The organism is Streptomyces sp. NBC_01465 (assembly GCF_036227325.1).
Lineage (GTDB): Bacteria > Actinomycetota > Actinomycetes > Streptomycetales > Streptomycetaceae > Streptomyces.
This window is the reverse complement of record NZ_CP109467.1, coordinates 3,877,260-3,892,853: the sequence shown is the minus strand read 5'-3', so window position 1 is coordinate 3,892,853 and position 15,594 is coordinate 3,877,260. Positions and strand designations below refer to the sequence as shown.

Sequence of the window (15,594 nt, the reverse complement as noted above, 5' to 3'; positions counted from 1 at the left end):
GTGTGAGTAGCGAAGAGGTCCGGCTGGCGGCCGGCGACGTCGAGTTGACCGTGAACCCCGAGAACGGCTGCCGTATCAGCAGCCTCCGGATCGGCGGTACCGAACTCCTGCGGCAGGGGGAGAAGTACGGCTGCTTCCCCATGGTCCCGTGGTGCGGCCGCATCGAGCACGGCCAGTTCAGAAACGGCGGCGAGCGCCACCAGATGCCGCTCAACTCCCCGCCGCACGCCATTCACGGCACCGGCCGCAACACCGCCTGGCGCACGGCCCGTCTCGAGAAGACCGCGGCGGCCTTCACCTACGACCTCACCGACCCGTGGCCGTACCCCGGCCGGGTCACCCAGACCTTCGAGCTGACGGAGGACTCCGTCACGGTCGCCCTGGGCGTCGAGACGTACGACGACTCCTTCCCCGCGCAGGCCGGCTGGCACCCGTGGTTCAACAGGAACCTCGGCGGCGAGGACGTCCGTATCGACTTCACCGCCGACTGGCAGGAGGAGCGCGGCGACGACCACCTCCCCACCGGCCGTCGCATCGACCCGCTCCCCGGCCCCTGGGACGACTGCTTCGGGATGCCGTACGGCGTCGACGTGACCCTCACCTGGCCCGAGCAGTTGGAGCTCAAGGTCAAGAGCCGCGCCGAGTGGGTCGTCGTCTACGACGAACAGGCCGAGGCCGTCTGCGTCGAGCCCCAGTCGGGCCCGCCCAACGGCCTCAACACCCTCCCGCGCCTGGTCACCCCGATCGACCCCCTGGAGATCGCGACGACCTGGTCGTGGCGGCGGCTCTAAGCTCTTAGCCATGACTGACGTACGCGCTGATCTGCTGCAGCACATCAAGGACAAGGCCGTCGTGCACGGCAAGGTGACCCTCTCCTCGGGCATCGAGGCCGACTGGTACATCGACCTGCGCCGGATCACGCTGGACGGCGCCGCCGCCCCGCTGGTCGGGCAGGTCATGCTCGACCTCACCGCCGACCTGGAGTTCGACGCGGTCGGCGGGCTGACGCTCGGCGCCGACCCGATCGCCGACGCCATGCTGCACACCGCCGCCGCCCGCGGCCGCACGCTGGACGCCTTCGTGGTCCGCAAGGCCGCCAAGCAGCACGGCATGCAGCGCCGTATCGAGGGCCCGGAGATCAAGGGCCGCCGCGTCCTGATCGTCGAGGACACCTCCACCACCGGCGGCTCCCCGCTGACCGCCGTCGAGGCGGCGCGCGAGGCCGGCGCCGAGGTGGTCGCGGTGGCGACCATCGTGGACCGCGACACGGGCGCCGCGGCGAAGATCACCGAGGGTGCGGGGGTCCCGTACCTCTTCGCGTACGGCCAGAAGGAACTGGGGCTGTAAGGCTCTGAAGCACCTCTGACCTGCGCATACGTCGAGGGGGTGGCCGTTTCACGTGAAACGGCCACCCCCTCGGCGTATCTGCCAGGTGGAGTAAGCCCAAGAGTCTGGAAAGATAGGCCCCGACGATGACGTCGCCCCCAGGTCAGGGACCCGCAACGCACACCCGCACATAGCCAAGGAGCGGACAGATGCCCATCGCAACCCCCGAGGTCTACAACGAGATGCTGGACCGGGCGAAGGCAGGCAAGTTCGCCTACCCGGCCATCAACGTCACCTCGACGCAGACCCTGCACGCTGCGCTGCGCGGCTTCGCGGAGGCCGAGAGCGACGGCATCATCCAGATGTCCACCGGTGGTGCGGAGTTCCTGGGCGGCCAGTACAACAAGGACATGGTCACCGGCTCCGTCGCCCTGGCCGAGTTCGCGCACATCGTCGCCGAGAAGTACCCCGTCACCGTCGCGCTGCACACCGACCACTGCCCCAAGGGCAAGCTGGACGGTTACGTGCGCCCGCTGCTGGAGGTCTCCGCCGCGCGCGTCGCCAAGGGCCTCAACCCGCTGTTCCAGTCCCACATGTGGGACGGCTCGGCCGAGACCCTCGCCGACAACCTGGCCATCGGCCAGGAGCTGCTCGCGAAGGCCGCCGCCGCGAAGATCATCCTCGAGGTCGAGATCACCCCGACCGGTGGCGAGGAGGACGGCGTCAGCCACGAGATCAACGACAACCTCTACACCACGGTCGAGGACGCGATCCGTACCGCCGAGGCCCTCGGCCTGGGCGAGAAGGGCCGCTACCTGCTGGCCGCCTCCTTCGGCAACGTGCACGGCGTCTACAAGCCGGGCAACGTCGTGCTCCGTCCCGAGCTGCTGAAGGACCTCCAGGAGGGCGTCGCCGCGAAGTTCGGCAAGGCCTCCCCGTTCGACTTCGTCTTCCACGGCGGCTCCGGCTCCACCGCCGAGGAGATCACCACCGCGCTGGAGAACGGCGTCGTGAAGATGAACCTCGACACCGACACCCAGTACGCCTTCACGCGTCCGGTCGTGGACCACATGTTCCGCAACTACGACGCGGTCCTGAAGGTCGACGGCGAGGTCGGCACGAAGTCGCTGTACGACCCGCGCACCTGGGGCAAGGCCGCCGAGGCGGGCATGGCCGCGCGCGTCACCGAGGCCTGCGCGAACCTGCGCTCCACGGGCACCAAGATCAAGTAAGCAGTCGGGTACGACGGGCCCGGCACCCCGCTCTGGGGTGCCGGGCCCGCGTCATGTTCGGACGGGCAGCCATGACCACCACTTATGACTTCGACACCCCGATAGAGCGGACCGGTACGTGGTCCGTCCAGTGGGACGGTGTGGCCGACCGGTTCGGCGTCGACGGGCTGCTGCCCTTCACCATCTCCGACATGGACTTCGCCTCGCCGCCCGAGGTGCTGGCCGCGCTCCAGGAACGGGTCGCGCACGGGGTGTTCGGGTACACGGACTGGCGGCTCGGGGAGTTCCGGGAGGCGATACGCCACTGGTACGCGAGCCGCTACGACACCGAGCTCGACCCGGAGCGGCTCGTCTACGGGCCGTCCGTCCTCAACCAGCTCTCCCAGCTGCTGCAGATGTGGACGGAGGCCGGTGACGGGGTGGTCGTCCACACGCCCACGTACGACGGCTTCACGAAGGCGATAGCCGGGCTCGGGCGCGAACTGCGCGGTGTTCCGGTGGGCGACCTCGGCGCTCTCGAGCGGGAGCTGGCCCGGCCCGACAGCAAGGTGCTGCTGCTCTGCTCGCCGCACAACCCCACCGGGAAGGTGTGGACGGACGCCGAACTGACCGCGTTCGCCCGCCTCGCCGAGCGGTACGGAACTGCCGTCATCAGCGACGAGATCCACGCCGACTTCGTGCATGAGGGGCACCGACATCTGCCCTGGACGCGGTACGGGGCGGGGCGGTGGGCCGTGATCACCTCCGGCTCGAAGTCCTTCAACTTCCCTGCGCTGACCGGCAGTTACGGCATCATCGGCGACCCGGAAGACCGGGCCGCGTACATCCGGCGGATGGAGACGGGGGAGGGGCTCGCCTCGCCCGCCGTGCTCTCGCTGACCGCGCACATCGCCGCGTACCGGCAGGGCGCCGCATGGATGGACCAGGTCAGGGCGTACACCGCGGGGAACCTCGCGATGGTCGCCGACCGGCTCGGCGAGGCCTTCCCGGAGCTGGGGTGGCAGCCGCCGGAGGCCGGTTATCTCGCCTGGATCGACCTCCGTCCCCTGGCTGTGGACGACGGGGAGCTCCAGCGGGAGCTCGTCGAGACGGAGAAGGTCGCGATCATGCGCGGCTCGGTCTACGGCGCGGACGGTTTCGTACGGCTGAACGTCGGCTGCCCGCGCTCCAAGGCGGAGGCGGGCACGGATGCTCTCGTACGGGCGCTGCGCAGGCTCAAGGGCTTGGCGGCCTGAGGGCGGCGGCCCGGGTCCCGGTAGGCCGTGCGGCCAGGCAGACTGGGGGCATGGCTATCCACCAAGACCTGCTCGGGGGCCCGCCCCCGACCCACCTGCCCGACGACCCGGAGCCGCGCGAACTGCTCGCGGCCGGCACCGCGCCCACCGAGGTCGCCGCGAAGTACCCCTCGTCCTCGCTCGCCTGGGCCCAGCTCGCCGACGACGCGTTCGAGCGCGGCAACGCCGTCGAGTCGTACGCGTACGCCCGTACCGGCTACCACCGCGGCCTGGACGCCCTGCGGCGCTCCGGCTGGAAGGGCCACGGCCCGGTGCCGTGGGAGCACGAGCCGAACCGCGGCTTCCTGCGCGCCCTGCACGCGCTGGCGCGTGCGGCGCAGGCGATCGGTGAGCAGGAGGAGTACGAGCGCTGCTCGTCCTTCCTGCGGGACTCGTCGGCGACCGCTGCGGAGACGCTCGGGCTGTGACGGCTGAGCTGTGATCGCTGGGCTGTGACGGCTGAGGCGCCTGTGACGCCTGGGCTGTGACAGAACGCGTACATCAGGGCCCGTACAGGTGTACGGGCCCTCTGTATGATCACCTGCACCGTACATTCACTGCTGGCACAGAGGCCCCACACCTCTCCCCCCAACTCCAGCTCGGAGCAGGGAGAAGTCTGTCGTGGGCCAGCGTGGAGCCGTTCGACGAGATCGGCGTCCCTTCGTCCGGTCCCTGCTGATCGGCTGCCTGCTGTCCGTGCTCGCACTCGCCGGGGGCGCCGCGTTCGCCGCCTGGGACGGCCGGAGCTCGGACGCCGTGGGCATCGCGGACCACGTGGTGCTCACGCCCCCGTCCCCTTCGGACACTCCGACCCCTGCCGCCTCCAAGGCGAAGGCGAAGTCGAAGCCGACACCCAGAACCACGCCCAAGAAGACCACCGTCCCCGCCTCCGGCCCCGGCACCTTCACCACCGCCCAGTCCCACGGCAGCCCCGTCGGCTCGGGCCCCCTGCGCCGCTACCGCGTCCAGGTCGAGGACGGCTCCGGGGTCTCCGCGAGCGAGGCCGCCGCCGAGATCCAGACCATCCTCGCCAACCCGCGCGGCTGGGCCGCGCACGGCCGCGGCACCTTCCAACTGGTCGCCACCGGGGGCGACTTCATCATCCGTATCGCCACCCCGGCCACCGCCGACCGCCTCTGCCTCGAGTCGCTCGGGCTGCACACCCACGGCGAGCTGAACTGCGAGACCGCGGACGGTGTGGTGGTCAATCTGCGCCGCTGGCAGCTCGGGTCGCCGCAGTTCAACGGGTCCGCGGCCGAGTACCGGCACCTGATCATCAACCACGAGGTCGGCCACCAGATCGGCATCCACATGCACATGGCCTGCCCGGGCCCCGGAAAGCTCGCCCCGGTGATGCAGCAGCAGATCAAGGGCCTCGACGGCTGCAGGTCGAACGCCTTCCCGTACGCCACGGACGGGACCTACATCACCGGCCCGACCGTCCCCTGATCCGGACACATGTGCGCTTGCCCTACCGCCCCCGGCCACGGATGATTCGGGTGGGGACCGGGGCTCCATCACCTACTGGAAGGGGCGGACCGCTACCCGGACACATGTGCAAGGAGACAGTGATGTCCGACGTGACCCCTGGGGCGCCCGAAGAGGCCCCGCATCTCGACTTCGCGGGGACGACCCCGTACGAGGACTACGTCCAGGCCGACGTCCTCACCCACCTCCAGCACCTCCGCTCGGACGACCCCGGCGAGATGGTCTTCCTGGTCACCACCCAGGTCATGGAACTGTGGTTCACCGTGATCGTCCACGAGTGGGAGACCGCGTCCCACGCGCTGCGCCGCGACGACCTGCCGACCGCGATGGCCGCGCTGAAGCGCTCCACGTACGAGCTGGAGTCGCTCAACGCCTCCTGGCGGCCGCTCGCGCAGCTCACGCCCGGACAGTTCAACGCCTACCGCAGCGCGCTCGGCGAGGGGTCCGGATTCCAGTCCGCCATGTACCGGCGCATGGAGTTCCTGCTCGGCGACAAGTCCGCGTCGATGCTGGTCCCGCACCGGGGCGCGCCGCGGGTGCACGCGGAGCTGGAGAAGGCGCTGCAGGAGCCGAGCCTGTACGACGAGGTGCTGAGCCTCCTCGCGCGGCGCGGCCATGCGATCCCCGAGGCGGTCGTGGACCGCGACCTCTCGCAGAAGTACGAGCCTTCGCCCGAGGTCGAGGCGGTGTGGACGGCGGTCTACGCGGCCCCCGACCAGGACACCGAACTGGTGCGCCTCGGCGAGGCGTTGACCGATGTCGGCGAACTGGTCTGGCGATGGCGCAACGACCATCTGGTGGCGACGCGGCGGGCGATGGGCTCGAAGGTCGGCACGGGTGGGTCCGCCGGGGTGTCCTGGCTGGAGAAGCGCGCCACGAAGAACGTGTTCCCCGAGCTGTGGACGGCGCGCAGTCATGTCTGAGACCCGAGCAGCGGCCCTGGATGCCGCGGACGAACTCGCCAAGTGCCGCGAGCTGTTCACCCTCGACGACGACGTCGTGTACCTCGACGGGAACTCGCTGGGGGCCCTCCCCAAGCACGTCCCCGCGCGGATGGCCGACGTCATCGCGCGCGAGTGGGGGCAGCTGCGGATCCGCTCCTGGGACGAGTCGGGCTGGTGGACCGCGCCCGAGCGCATCGGCGACAGGATCGCCCCGATCGTGGGTGCCGCAGCCGGCACGACCGTCGTCGGCGACTCGACCAGCGTCAACGTCTTCAAGGCGCTGGTCGCGGCCGTACGCCTGGCCGACCCGTCCCGCGACGAGGTCCTCGTCGACGCCACCACCTTCCCGACGGACGGTTACGTCGCCGGGTCGGCGGCCCGGATGACCGGCAGGCGCATGGTGCCGTACACCCCCGGAGATCCGATCGGGCCGCGTACCGCAGCCGTCCTCGTCAACCACGTCGACTACCGCACCGGCCGCCTCCACGACCTGCCCGCCATCACGGCGGCCGCGCACGAGGCGGGGGCGCTGACCGTCTGGGACCTCTGCCACAGCGCGGGCGCGCTGCCGGTCGGGCTCGCGGAGCACGAGGTGGACTTCGCCGTCGGCTGTACGTACAAGTACCTGAACGGCGGCCCGGGTTCGCCCGCCTTCCTCTACATACGGCCCGACCACCAGGCCTCCTTCGACTCCCCGCTCCCCGGCTGGAACTCGCACGCCGACCCCTTCGGCATGACGCCGGACTTCACGCCGGCCGACGGCGCGGTCCGTGGCCGGGTCGGGACGCCCGACATCCTGTCGATGCTGGCTCTGGAGGCGTCGCTCGACGTCTGGGACGGGGTGTCGATCGAGGCCGTACGCGCCAAGTCCCTTGCCCTGACGGACTTCTTCCTGGAGCTCGTCACCCTGGAGTCGGTCACCCCGGCCGCCCACGCCGAACGCGGCAGCCAGGTCTCCCTGCGCTGCGCCGACGCGGGCGCGGTGATGAAGAAGCTGATCGCGCGCGGCGTCGTCGGCGACTTCCGGCAGCCCGACATCCTCCGCTTCGGCTTCACCCCGCTGTACGTGGGCTTCGCCGACGCGGAGAGGGCCGCTGCGGTGCTGGCGGAGCTGGTGTAGCTAGTCTGAACCCCGTTTGGTCCACGAACAGTTGGAGCACCATGTCCGAGGGAACCGAGGCCGCCGAGGCCGAATCGGTCTTCTCGCATCTCGCCGTCGAGCCCGATGCCACCGCCGCCTACGGCGAACACCCCGACCAGCTCGTGGACTTCTACGCACCGCGCGGGCAGGACGGCGACGGCGAGGGGCTCGTGCCGCTCGTCGTCGTCCTGCACGGCGGGGCCTGGCGGCAGCGCGTCGACCGTGCGCACCTCACGCCCTTCGCCGCGTTTCTCGCCGGGCGCGGCTTCGGTGTGGCCCTCGTCGAGTACCGGCGGGGCGGGGAGGCGGAGGGCAGCGCGGGCCGCTGGCCCGACACCCTGGACGACGTGGCGGCGGCGCTGGACGCGCTGCCCGCTCTCGTACGGGAACATCTGCCGCGCGCCGACCTGCGCCGTACGGTCCTGACCGGGCACTCCGCGGGCGGGCACCTCGCGCTGTGGGCGGCGGCCCGGCAGGTGCTGCCGCCCGAGGCGCCCTGGCACCGGACGACGCCGCCCTTCCGCGGGGTGGTCGCGCTCGCGCCGATCGCGCACTTCGCGCGCTCGCGGGAGCTGGACGTGTGCGACGGGGCGGTGGACGCGTTCCTGGGGGCCGAGGGCCGGGACGAGTGGGCGGACCCGTCGGCATTGCTGCCGACCGGGATCGCGACCGCGGTCGTCCAGGGGCGGCTCGACGAGACGGTTCCGATGCAGGTGAGCGAGGCGTTCGTGGACGCGGCGGCGAAGGAGGGCGAGGTGGTCGGGCTGACGTTGCTCGACGGGGTCGCCCACTTCGCGCTGATCGACCCGGCGGCGGACGCGTGCGCGGTGGTGGCGGAGGAGATCGCGCAGCTGGCCTGGTAGGGGCGGGTAGGAGCGGGTAGTACCTGAGGGGGACCCCGCAGGATCCGTATCAGTGCTGACGACGTCACCCGCTCGGCCGCATACCGTTCTGTACGTGACCGAGACAACCGAGTCGATGAAGGCTCGCAGCCCAGAGTTCCGCCTGGCCCTGGGGGCCGTGGCGGGACTGCGCGAGGACCTGCTCAAGGACCCCTTCGCCTACCGTCCGCTGGCGCCGATGCGCATGGACGGACCGCTGACCAGGAGGCTTCCGGAGCGGGCCCGTGACCGGGCCCGCTGGCTGCCGCACGCGCTGGTCCTGGCCGCCGCCTTCATCACCCTGGTCATCGCGTACACGACGAACGGCGGCGACTCGACCTACGCCCTGGTGGCCTTCGTTCCCGCGGTGGCCGTGCTGATGACGCTGGTCAGGCCGGCGGGCGCCTGGTGGATATCGCTGGCTTCCGCGCCGGCGCTGATGGCCCTGACCGACTCCTGGGTCGGCTCGCCGTGGACGCCTGCCGCCATCAGCGGGCACCTGATCGTGATGACGGTGGTCGCGGCGCGGACCCGGGCGCGTACGGCGGCCTGGATGTGGCTGATCACGGCGGCGTACGGGTCGGTGGCCGAGGGCGTCTCCTCCGACGAATTCAGCTCCAACACCCCGCCCTTCCTGGTCGCGGCGGGCTTTGCCCTGCTGGTCACCACCCTGATCACCAGCCGCCGCGAGGCGAAGCGGGAGGTCACCGTCCAGCGGCAGGTGAACGTCGTCGAACGCGAGCGGCGCACGCTGCTCGAGGAGCGCACCACCATCGCGCGCGAACTGCACGACGTGGTCGCCCACCACATGTCGGTCGTCGCGATCCAGGCGGAGGCGGCCCCGTACCGGGTCGAGAACCCGCCGCCCGAGCTGACCCGCTCCTTCGAGGTCATCAGGGAGAACGCGGTCGCGGCCCTGACCGAGCTGCGACGGGTCCTCGGTGTCGTACGGGCGGAGGACTACGAGGCGCCGGACGCCCCGCAGCCGACGCTCGCCGAACTCGACGGGCTGGTCGGCAATGTGCGCGACGCGGGGATGACGGTGGAGAAGACGGTCACGGGTGCGGTACGTGAACTGCCGCCCGGCGTCGAGCTGTCGGCGTACCGCATCGTGCAGGAAGCCCTGTCGAACGTGCTGCGGCACGCGCCGGGGGCGGGGGCGCGGGTGGAGGTGTCGTATGTGCTGGGCGGTCTCGGGCTGCGCGTGGTGAACGGTCCGGCGCGGGGTCTGGTGAAGCCTTCTCCGGGGGCCGGGCACGGGATCACGGGGATGCGGGAGCGGGTGTCGATGCTGAACGGGGAGATGACGGCGGCCGCGACGGACGACGGCGGGTACGAGATCGCGGTCTTCATCCCGGTGAGCGCGCCCACGGCTCCGGAGGAACGGGCATGACGATCAAGGTCCTCATCGTCGACGACCAGATGATGGTCCGCGAGGGATTCTCGGTGCTGCTGAACGCCATGCCGGACATCGAGGTGGTGGGGGAGGCGGTCGACGGGCGGGGTGCGGTCGCGCAGGTCGCGGCGTTGCGTCCGGACGTGGTCCTGATGGACATCCGGATGCCCGAACTGAACGGCATCGAGGCGACGCGGGAGATCGTGGCGGCCGACGCGTCGGCGAAGGTGCTGGTCCTGACGACGTTCGACCTCGACGAGTACGTGTACCAGGCGCTGCGGGCGGGGGCGTCGGGCTTCCTGCTCAAGGACGCGTCGGCGCGCCAACTGGCGGAGGGGGTGCGGGTGGTGGCTTCGGGGGAGGCGCTGCTGGCCCCGACGGTGACGAAGCGGCTGATCGCGGAGTTCACGAAGCTTTCGGACTCGCCGCGGCATCTGTCCTCGCCGGCGCAGGTGGGGGAGCTGACGGAGCGCGAGACGGAGGTGCTGGTGCTGATCGCGCAGGGCCTGTCGAATGCGGAGATCGCGTCGCGGCTGGTGGTGGCGGAGTCCACGATCAAGACGCATGTCTCGCGGATCCTGGTGAAGCTGGGCCTGCGCGACCGGACTCAGGCGGCGGTGTTCGCGTACGAGACGGGGCTGGTGCGGCCGGGGTGACCGTCCGTACCCCCTGGTCAGCGCCACCGAACGGGAGCTAGCGTCCGTTCATGGACGCTGCCTCTGCCACATCCTTCGACCCCTGGTCGCCCTCCTTCGTCGCCGACCCCTACCCGTCGTACGAAACGCTCCGATCGGAAGGCCGCGCCCTCCCCTTCGCGCCCACCGGGCAGTGGCTGATCCCCCACCACGCCGACGTCAGCGCGCTGCTGCGCGACCGGCGGCTCGGGCGGACCTATCTGCACCGGTTCAGCCACGAGGAGTTCGGGCGGACGCCTCCGCCGGCCTCCCACGAGCCCTTCCACACCCTGAACGACAACGGGCTCCTCGACCTCGAAGCCCCGCACCACACCCGTATCCGGCGGCTCGTCTCCAAGGCGTTCACCGTGCGTACGGTCGAGAACCTCACCCCCACCGTTCAGCGGCTCGCCGCCGGACTCGTCGACGAGCTCCTCGCGAACGGTGGAGGGGACCTCCTCTCCACTGTCGCCGAGCCGCTGCCCGTTGCCGTCATCGCCGAGATGCTGGGGATACCGGAGGGCGCCGACCGCGACATGCTCCGACCCTGGTCTGCCGACATCTGCGGAATGTACGAGCTGAACCCGTCCGAGGAGACCGCGGCCCGTGCCGTCCGCGCCTCCCTCGAATTCTCCGCCTTTCTGCGGGAGTTGATCGCCACCCGGCGCAAGGACCCCACCGAGGACTTGATCTCCGCGCTCATCGCCGCCCATGACGAGGGCGACCGGCTCAGCGAGCAGGAGATGATCTCCACCTGTGTCCTGCTGCTCAACGCGGGCCACGAGGCGACCGTGAACACCACGGCCAACGGCTGGTGGACCCTCTTCCGGCACCCCGGGGAGCTCGCCCGCCTCCGAGCCGAGCCGCAGCGGTTGTTGTCCACAGCTGTGGAGGAGCTGATGCGGTACGACACCCCGCTCCAGCTCTTCGAACGCTGGGTCCTCGAAGACATCGAGCTCGACGGTGTCCACATCCCCCGGGGCTCCGAAGTCGCCCTCCTCTTCGGCTCGGCCAACCACGACCCGGCCGTCTTCGACGACCCCGCCACCCTCGATCTGGCCCGCCCGTCCCATGCCAACCCCCATGTCACCTTCGGTGCCGGTATCCACTACTGCCTGGGCGCCCCTCTCGCCCGTATCGAACTCGCCGCCTCCTTCGGCGAGTTGCTCCGCCGTGCCCCGGAGCTCCGGCTCGTGTCCGAACCGGAGTGGAAGCCGGGCTTTGTGATCCGGGGGCTGAAGGAGCTTCTGGTCGAGGTCTAGTTCTGGTTCTCGTTCCAGTGCTAGTTCGTCAGGTCGCGGCGGCGGAGTCCTGCCAGCCCCGCCGTGACCAGCCCCGCCGCCATGGCCGCCAGGAGGAGGACCGGGGTCCAGGTCATGGCCGTGCCGGGCAGGCTCGGGAGGTGGCCGAAGGGGGAGAAGTCCATGAGCCACTGGGGCACGTTCAGCGCCGGGCCGATCCACCCCAGGGCGAGCACCAGGCCCGCCGCTCCCCAGGCCGCTGCCGCCGCCCTGGGGAGGGCGCCGTACAGCAGGACCGCGATCCCGCCGATGACCCAGATCGCCGGGAGCTGCACCAGACAGGCGCCGAGGACGGGGCCGAGTTCGTGCCCGTAACCGATCGCCAGCCCGGCGCCGCCCACCAGCATGAGCACCGCAGCCCCGGCGAAGGCGATGACCAGATGTCCTGCCGCCCAGCGCAGTCGGCCCACCGCGTTCGCGAGCACGGGCTCTGCGCGCTGAGCGGTCTCCTCGCTGTGGAGACGCAGCACCGAGGCGACGGTGTACAGGGCCGCGACCAGGCCGAGCATGTTCACCATCGTGGCGAGGAAGGCCTCGGTGAGACCCGCTTGTCCGCCCATCCGCTCGAAGATCTCGCGGGCCTGTTCGTTGTCGCCGACCAGGTCGGCCGCACCGGTCGTGATCCCGCCGAAGACCACCCCGCAGACGAGATAGGCGGCGGTCCAGCCGTAGAGACTGCCGCGCTGCAGTCGCCAGGCGAGGGCGCCCGCCGTGCCGAGCCTGCCCTGCGCGGGTCCGGGGCGGGTCGCCAGGAAGCTCATGCCGAGGTCGCGGCGGCCCGCCAGGGTGTACGCGATCACCGCCTCCGCGGCGATGGCGGCGAGCAGGATCAGCAGCACCCACCAGCGGTCGTCTGCGTACGCCTTGACGTTCTCGGCCCAGCCGAGCGGTGAGAGCCAGGTCAGGACGGACGAGCCGTCCGTGGACGAGGCGTCCCCGGCGGCTTTCAGTACGAACGCCGCCCCGATGGCCGCGCCCGTCAGCCCCTTCGCCAGACGGGCGCTCTCGGTGAACTGGGCCGCGATCGCCGCCGTGCAGGCGAAGAGCATGCCCACGCCCGCGACGGTCAGCCCCAGCGCGAGCGCGCTGCCCGCGGAGCCGGCGGATCCGGCCATCCCTGCGGTGATCACCAGGGCCAGTGCGACATTGGCGACGGCTGCGGCGAGCAGTGCGGCCGTGAGCGGGGCGCGGCGGCCCACCATGGCCGAGGAGAGCAGCTCCTGACGGCCCGTCTCCTCCTCCTCGCGGGTGTGCCGTACGACGATCACCAAGCTCATCACCGCCGCAAGCGCGGCCCCGAAACCGATCATGCGCCAGGTGGTGAGACCGCCCACGGAGTCGTTGAAGACCGGTCCGTAGAGCGCGCGCAGGGAGCTGTTGCCGCTCATGGAGCGGGCCAGTTCGTCACGCTTGGCGTCCGTGTCGTACAGCGTCCCGAAGGAGCGCGCGACAGAGGCGAAGGAGCCGCCCAGAACCAGCACCCACACCGGCATCATGACCCGGTCCCGGCGCAGGGCGAGCCGCAACAGGGTCCCGGTTCCTGCCAGTTGTTCCGATCCGGCCGGCCTTGGGGCGGAGTTGGGGGCGGGTGCGGTGAGCGTCGCGGCTGTCATCGCGACACCCCCGCTCCGGCCGTGGTGTCGGCCTCGTAGTGCCGGAGGAAGAGCTCCTCCAGCGTGGGCGGGGAGCTGGTCAGGGAACGTACGCCCGAGGTGGCGAGCGAGCGCAGTACGGCGTCGAGCTTGTCGCTCTCGACCTGGAGCTTGACCCGGTTGCCCTGACCCCCCTCAATCGTCCGAATGGCGAGGTCATGGACTCCCGGCAGCTTCGCAAGTCCGTTGGGCGCACTGGCCAGTTCGGCGGTGACGGCGGTACGGGTGAGGTGGCGCAGCTCGCTCAGAGAGCCGGTCTCGACCGTCTGCCCCTTCCGGATGATGCTGACCCGGTCGCAGAGCGTCTCGACCTCGCTGAGGATGTGCGAGGAGAGCAGTACGGTCCGCCCGCGGTCGCGCTCCTCCTCCACGCAGCGCTGGAAGACGCCCTCCATCAGCGGATCGAGTCCGGATGTGGGCTCGTCGAGGATGAGCAGGTCGACGTCGGAGGCGAAGGCGGCGATCAGGGCGACCTTCTGGCGGTTGCCCTTGGAGTACGTCCGGCCCTTCTTCGTCGGGTCCAGCTCGAAGCGCTCGATCAGGTCCGCCCGGCGGGCGGAGTCCAGGCCGCCGCGGAGCTTTCCGTAGAGGTCGATGACCTCGCCGCCGCTGAGATTGCGCCACAGCGTGACGTCGCCGGGGACGTACGCGAGGCGCCGGTGCAGCTCCACCGCGTCGTTCCACGGGTCCTTGCCGAGCAGTTGTGCCGCGCCCGAGTCGGCGCGCAGCAGTCCGAGCAGGACCCGGATGGTGGTGGACTTCCCGGAGCCGTTGGGCCCGATGAAGCCGTGGACCTCACCGGTCTCGACGCTCAGGTCGAGGCCGTCCAGCGCGTGCGTCCGCCCGAACGACTTGTGCAGTCCGGCGACGGTGATTGCCTTCGTCATGTTTTTGAAGCTACAGTATTTTCACGAATTTGTGAAGCATGTAAAGTTGGGAAACATGGACGCCGAGAAGATCACCGATCCCGACCCGGAAGCGGTCGGCCGTTTCGTCGAGCGTTTCGCCTCGGAGCTCGCCGAGGCCGGTATGCAGCGCATGGCTTCCCGTGTCTTCGCGGCGCTCCTGGCGTCCAAGGACGGGGCGATGACCTCGGCGGAGCTGGCGCTCGCGCTGCAGATCAGCCCTGCCGCCGTCTCGGGCGCCGTCCGCTATCTCTCGCAGGCCTCGATGGTCGCCCGCGAGCGCGAACCGGGCTCGCGCCGCGACCGCTACGTGCTGCACAACGAGCTCTGGTACGAGACGTTCACCCGCCGCGACCAGCTCCTGACCCGCTGGGAGAAGATGCTGCGCGAGGGTGCGGAGACCCTCGGCCCGGACAGCGCCGCCGGGGCCCGGGTCGCCGAAACGGCCGCGTTCTTCGACTTCCTGCAGCACGAGATGCACCAGATGATGGACCGCTGGCAGGCCCACCGCGCCACCCTCGACCTCGACTGAGAAGCGCTGTTACGACGGCAGGGTCAGGCCCCACACCCCGGCCCGCACCGTCCACGTGCGGGTCCTGACCGGACCGCCCACCACCGTGTCCGCCCGGTAGCGGAAGTCCGCCCCCGAGACGGTCACCGCTGCCGTCGCGCCGGCGGTCAGCCGCTCGCCCGCGGCCGTACGCACCACCACCTCGGCCCGCCCGCCGTACGAGCGCACCGAGATCCCGGCCACCGGCCGGTCGAGATCGCTCACCACCACCCCGTCCGCCTCCACCCGCAGCCGCTGCGCGGGTGCGGGCGCGGTGGGCGGCGCGGGCCGTACCAGGGTGCGTACGAGAGAACGGCACGCGCTCCACACGGACGGCGACGCGGCCTCCGAGGAGGCGCCCACCGTCCCGGGGATCGCCGGGATCCGCAGGTCGCCAAGGACGACTCCGCCGCTGTCGTCCACCAGCAGGTCCAGGCGCCGTACGACACCGTCCAGAACCGCCCGGGCCGCCGCCACCGCACCCGTCGGCACCCCCAGCGAGCGCGCCAGCTCCAGTGCGGGCACCGCGCCGACCGGGACCAGCGACAGGGCGTTCTCCCTGGTCCCGCCGGAGATCCCGCGCTCCCGGTGCAGCAGCCCGACCGCTCTCATCAGGGCACGGTCGTCGCCGACCACCACCAGCCGCCTACTGCCCCTGCGGGCGAGCGCCCGCGCGAACTCCTCATTCCCGGCCGGCAGGCAAATCTTCGCCTCCGAGCCGGCACACAGCACATCCTTCGCGATCCGTACGGACTCGCCGTCCAAACGGCGGGCGACCGGGTCGATGACCACCAGCAGCTGGTCGTGATCCGACACCTCGGTCCTTCCTC

Annotated in this window: 16 protein-coding genes; 13 read left to right on the top strand and 3 right to left on the bottom strand. The window is 70.9% G+C overall.

Going from position 1 to position 15,594, the window contains the following annotated elements:
• The first annotated feature begins 2 nt into the window (after positions 1–2).
• From OG707_RS18305 to OG707_RS18250, 12 genes are all read left to right on the top strand, one after another.
• On the top strand, positions 3–791 hold the full coding sequence (locus tag OG707_RS18305) for an aldose epimerase family protein (RefSeq protein ID WP_329119561.1): 789 nt from the start codon (positions 3–5) through the stop codon (positions 789–791).
• Between the two features lie 10 nt (positions 792–801).
• Positions 802–1,347: an orotate phosphoribosyltransferase gene (pyrE, locus tag OG707_RS18300; protein WP_329119559.1), complete on the top strand. Its 546-nt coding sequence runs from the start codon at positions 802–804 to the stop codon at positions 1,345–1,347.
• Between the two features lie 188 nt (positions 1,348–1,535).
• Positions 1,536–2,558, top strand: coding sequence for a class II fructose-bisphosphate aldolase (fbaA, locus tag OG707_RS18295; RefSeq protein ID WP_329119557.1), 1,023 nt, complete (start codon positions 1,536–1,538; stop codon positions 2,556–2,558).
• A 71-nt stretch (positions 2,559–2,629) separates the two neighbouring features.
• A complete protein-coding gene (locus OG707_RS18290) occupies positions 2,630–3,793 on the top strand; it encodes a MalY/PatB family protein (RefSeq protein WP_329119554.1) in 1,164 nt (387 codons plus the stop codon).
• A gap of 50 nt (positions 3,794–3,843) precedes the next feature.
• Positions 3,844–4,260: a DUF3151 domain-containing protein gene (locus OG707_RS18285; RefSeq protein WP_329119552.1), complete on the top strand. Its 417-nt coding sequence runs from the start codon at positions 3,844–3,846 to the stop codon at positions 4,258–4,260.
• 193 nt (positions 4,261–4,453) lie between these two features.
• Positions 4,454–5,281 carry a DUF3152 domain-containing protein gene (locus tag OG707_RS18280; protein WP_329119550.1) on the top strand — a complete coding sequence of 276 codons (828 nt, stop codon included), beginning with the start codon at positions 4,454–4,456 and terminating at the stop codon, positions 5,279–5,281.
• Positions 5,282–5,403: 122 nt separating this feature from the next.
• Positions 5,404–6,243, top strand: a complete 840-nt coding sequence (locus tag OG707_RS18275; protein ID WP_329119548.1) for a tryptophan 2,3-dioxygenase family protein — start codon at positions 5,404–5,406, stop codon at positions 6,241–6,243.
• The gene (kynU, locus tag OG707_RS18270; protein ID WP_329119546.1) at positions 6,236–7,384 is read left to right on the top strand and encodes a kynureninase; all 1,149 of its coding nucleotides are present in this window, start codon (positions 6,236–6,238) and stop codon (positions 7,382–7,384) included. The genes OG707_RS18275 and kynU overlap by 8 nt, the downstream gene beginning before the upstream one ends.
• Before the next feature lie 41 nt (positions 7,385–7,425).
• Positions 7,426–8,268 carry an alpha/beta hydrolase family protein gene (locus tag OG707_RS18265; RefSeq protein WP_329119544.1) on the top strand — a complete coding sequence of 281 codons (843 nt, stop codon included), beginning with the start codon at positions 7,426–7,428 and terminating at the stop codon, positions 8,266–8,268.
• A 94-nt stretch (positions 8,269–8,362) separates the two neighbouring features.
• Positions 8,363–9,679: a sensor histidine kinase gene (locus OG707_RS18260; protein ID WP_443071347.1), complete on the top strand. Its 1,317-nt coding sequence runs from the start codon at positions 8,363–8,365 to the stop codon at positions 9,677–9,679.
• On the top strand, positions 9,676–10,338 hold the full coding sequence (locus tag OG707_RS18255) for a response regulator transcription factor (protein ID WP_329119542.1): 663 nt from the start codon (positions 9,676–9,678) through the stop codon (positions 10,336–10,338). The genes OG707_RS18260 and OG707_RS18255 overlap by 4 nt, the downstream gene beginning before the upstream one ends.
• 50 nt (positions 10,339–10,388) lie before the next feature.
• Positions 10,389–11,618, top strand: a complete 1,230-nt coding sequence (locus OG707_RS18250) for a cytochrome P450 (RefSeq protein ID WP_329119540.1) — start codon at positions 10,389–10,391, stop codon at positions 11,616–11,618.
• 20 nt (positions 11,619–11,638) lie between these two features.
• On the opposite strand, the gene OG707_RS18245 is transcribed toward OG707_RS18250, so the two are convergent.
• Both OG707_RS18245 and OG707_RS18240 read right to left on the bottom strand, forming a co-directional pair.
• A complete protein-coding gene (locus OG707_RS18245) occupies positions 11,639–13,270 on the bottom strand; it encodes an ABC transporter permease (protein WP_329119538.1) in 1,632 nt (543 codons plus the stop codon).
• Positions 13,267–14,196 (bottom strand): ABC transporter ATP-binding protein, encoded by a 930-nt coding sequence (locus OG707_RS18240; protein ID WP_329119536.1) that lies wholly within the window; start codon positions 14,194–14,196, stop codon positions 13,267–13,269. Before OG707_RS18240 ends, OG707_RS18245 begins: the two co-directional genes overlap by 4 nt.
• Before the next feature lie 55 nt (positions 14,197–14,251).
• Between OG707_RS18240 and OG707_RS18235 the strand changes: the two genes are divergently transcribed.
• Positions 14,252–14,746 (top strand): GbsR/MarR family transcriptional regulator, encoded by a 495-nt coding sequence (locus tag OG707_RS18235; protein ID WP_329119534.1) that lies wholly within the window; start codon positions 14,252–14,254, stop codon positions 14,744–14,746.
• Positions 14,747–14,755: 9 nt separating this feature from the next.
• On the opposite strand, the gene OG707_RS18230 is transcribed toward OG707_RS18235, so the two are convergent.
• Positions 14,756–15,580 (bottom strand): diacylglycerol kinase, encoded by an 825-nt coding sequence (locus OG707_RS18230; protein WP_329119532.1) that lies wholly within the window; start codon positions 15,578–15,580, stop codon positions 14,756–14,758.
• Positions 15,581–15,594 lie beyond the last annotated feature (14 nt).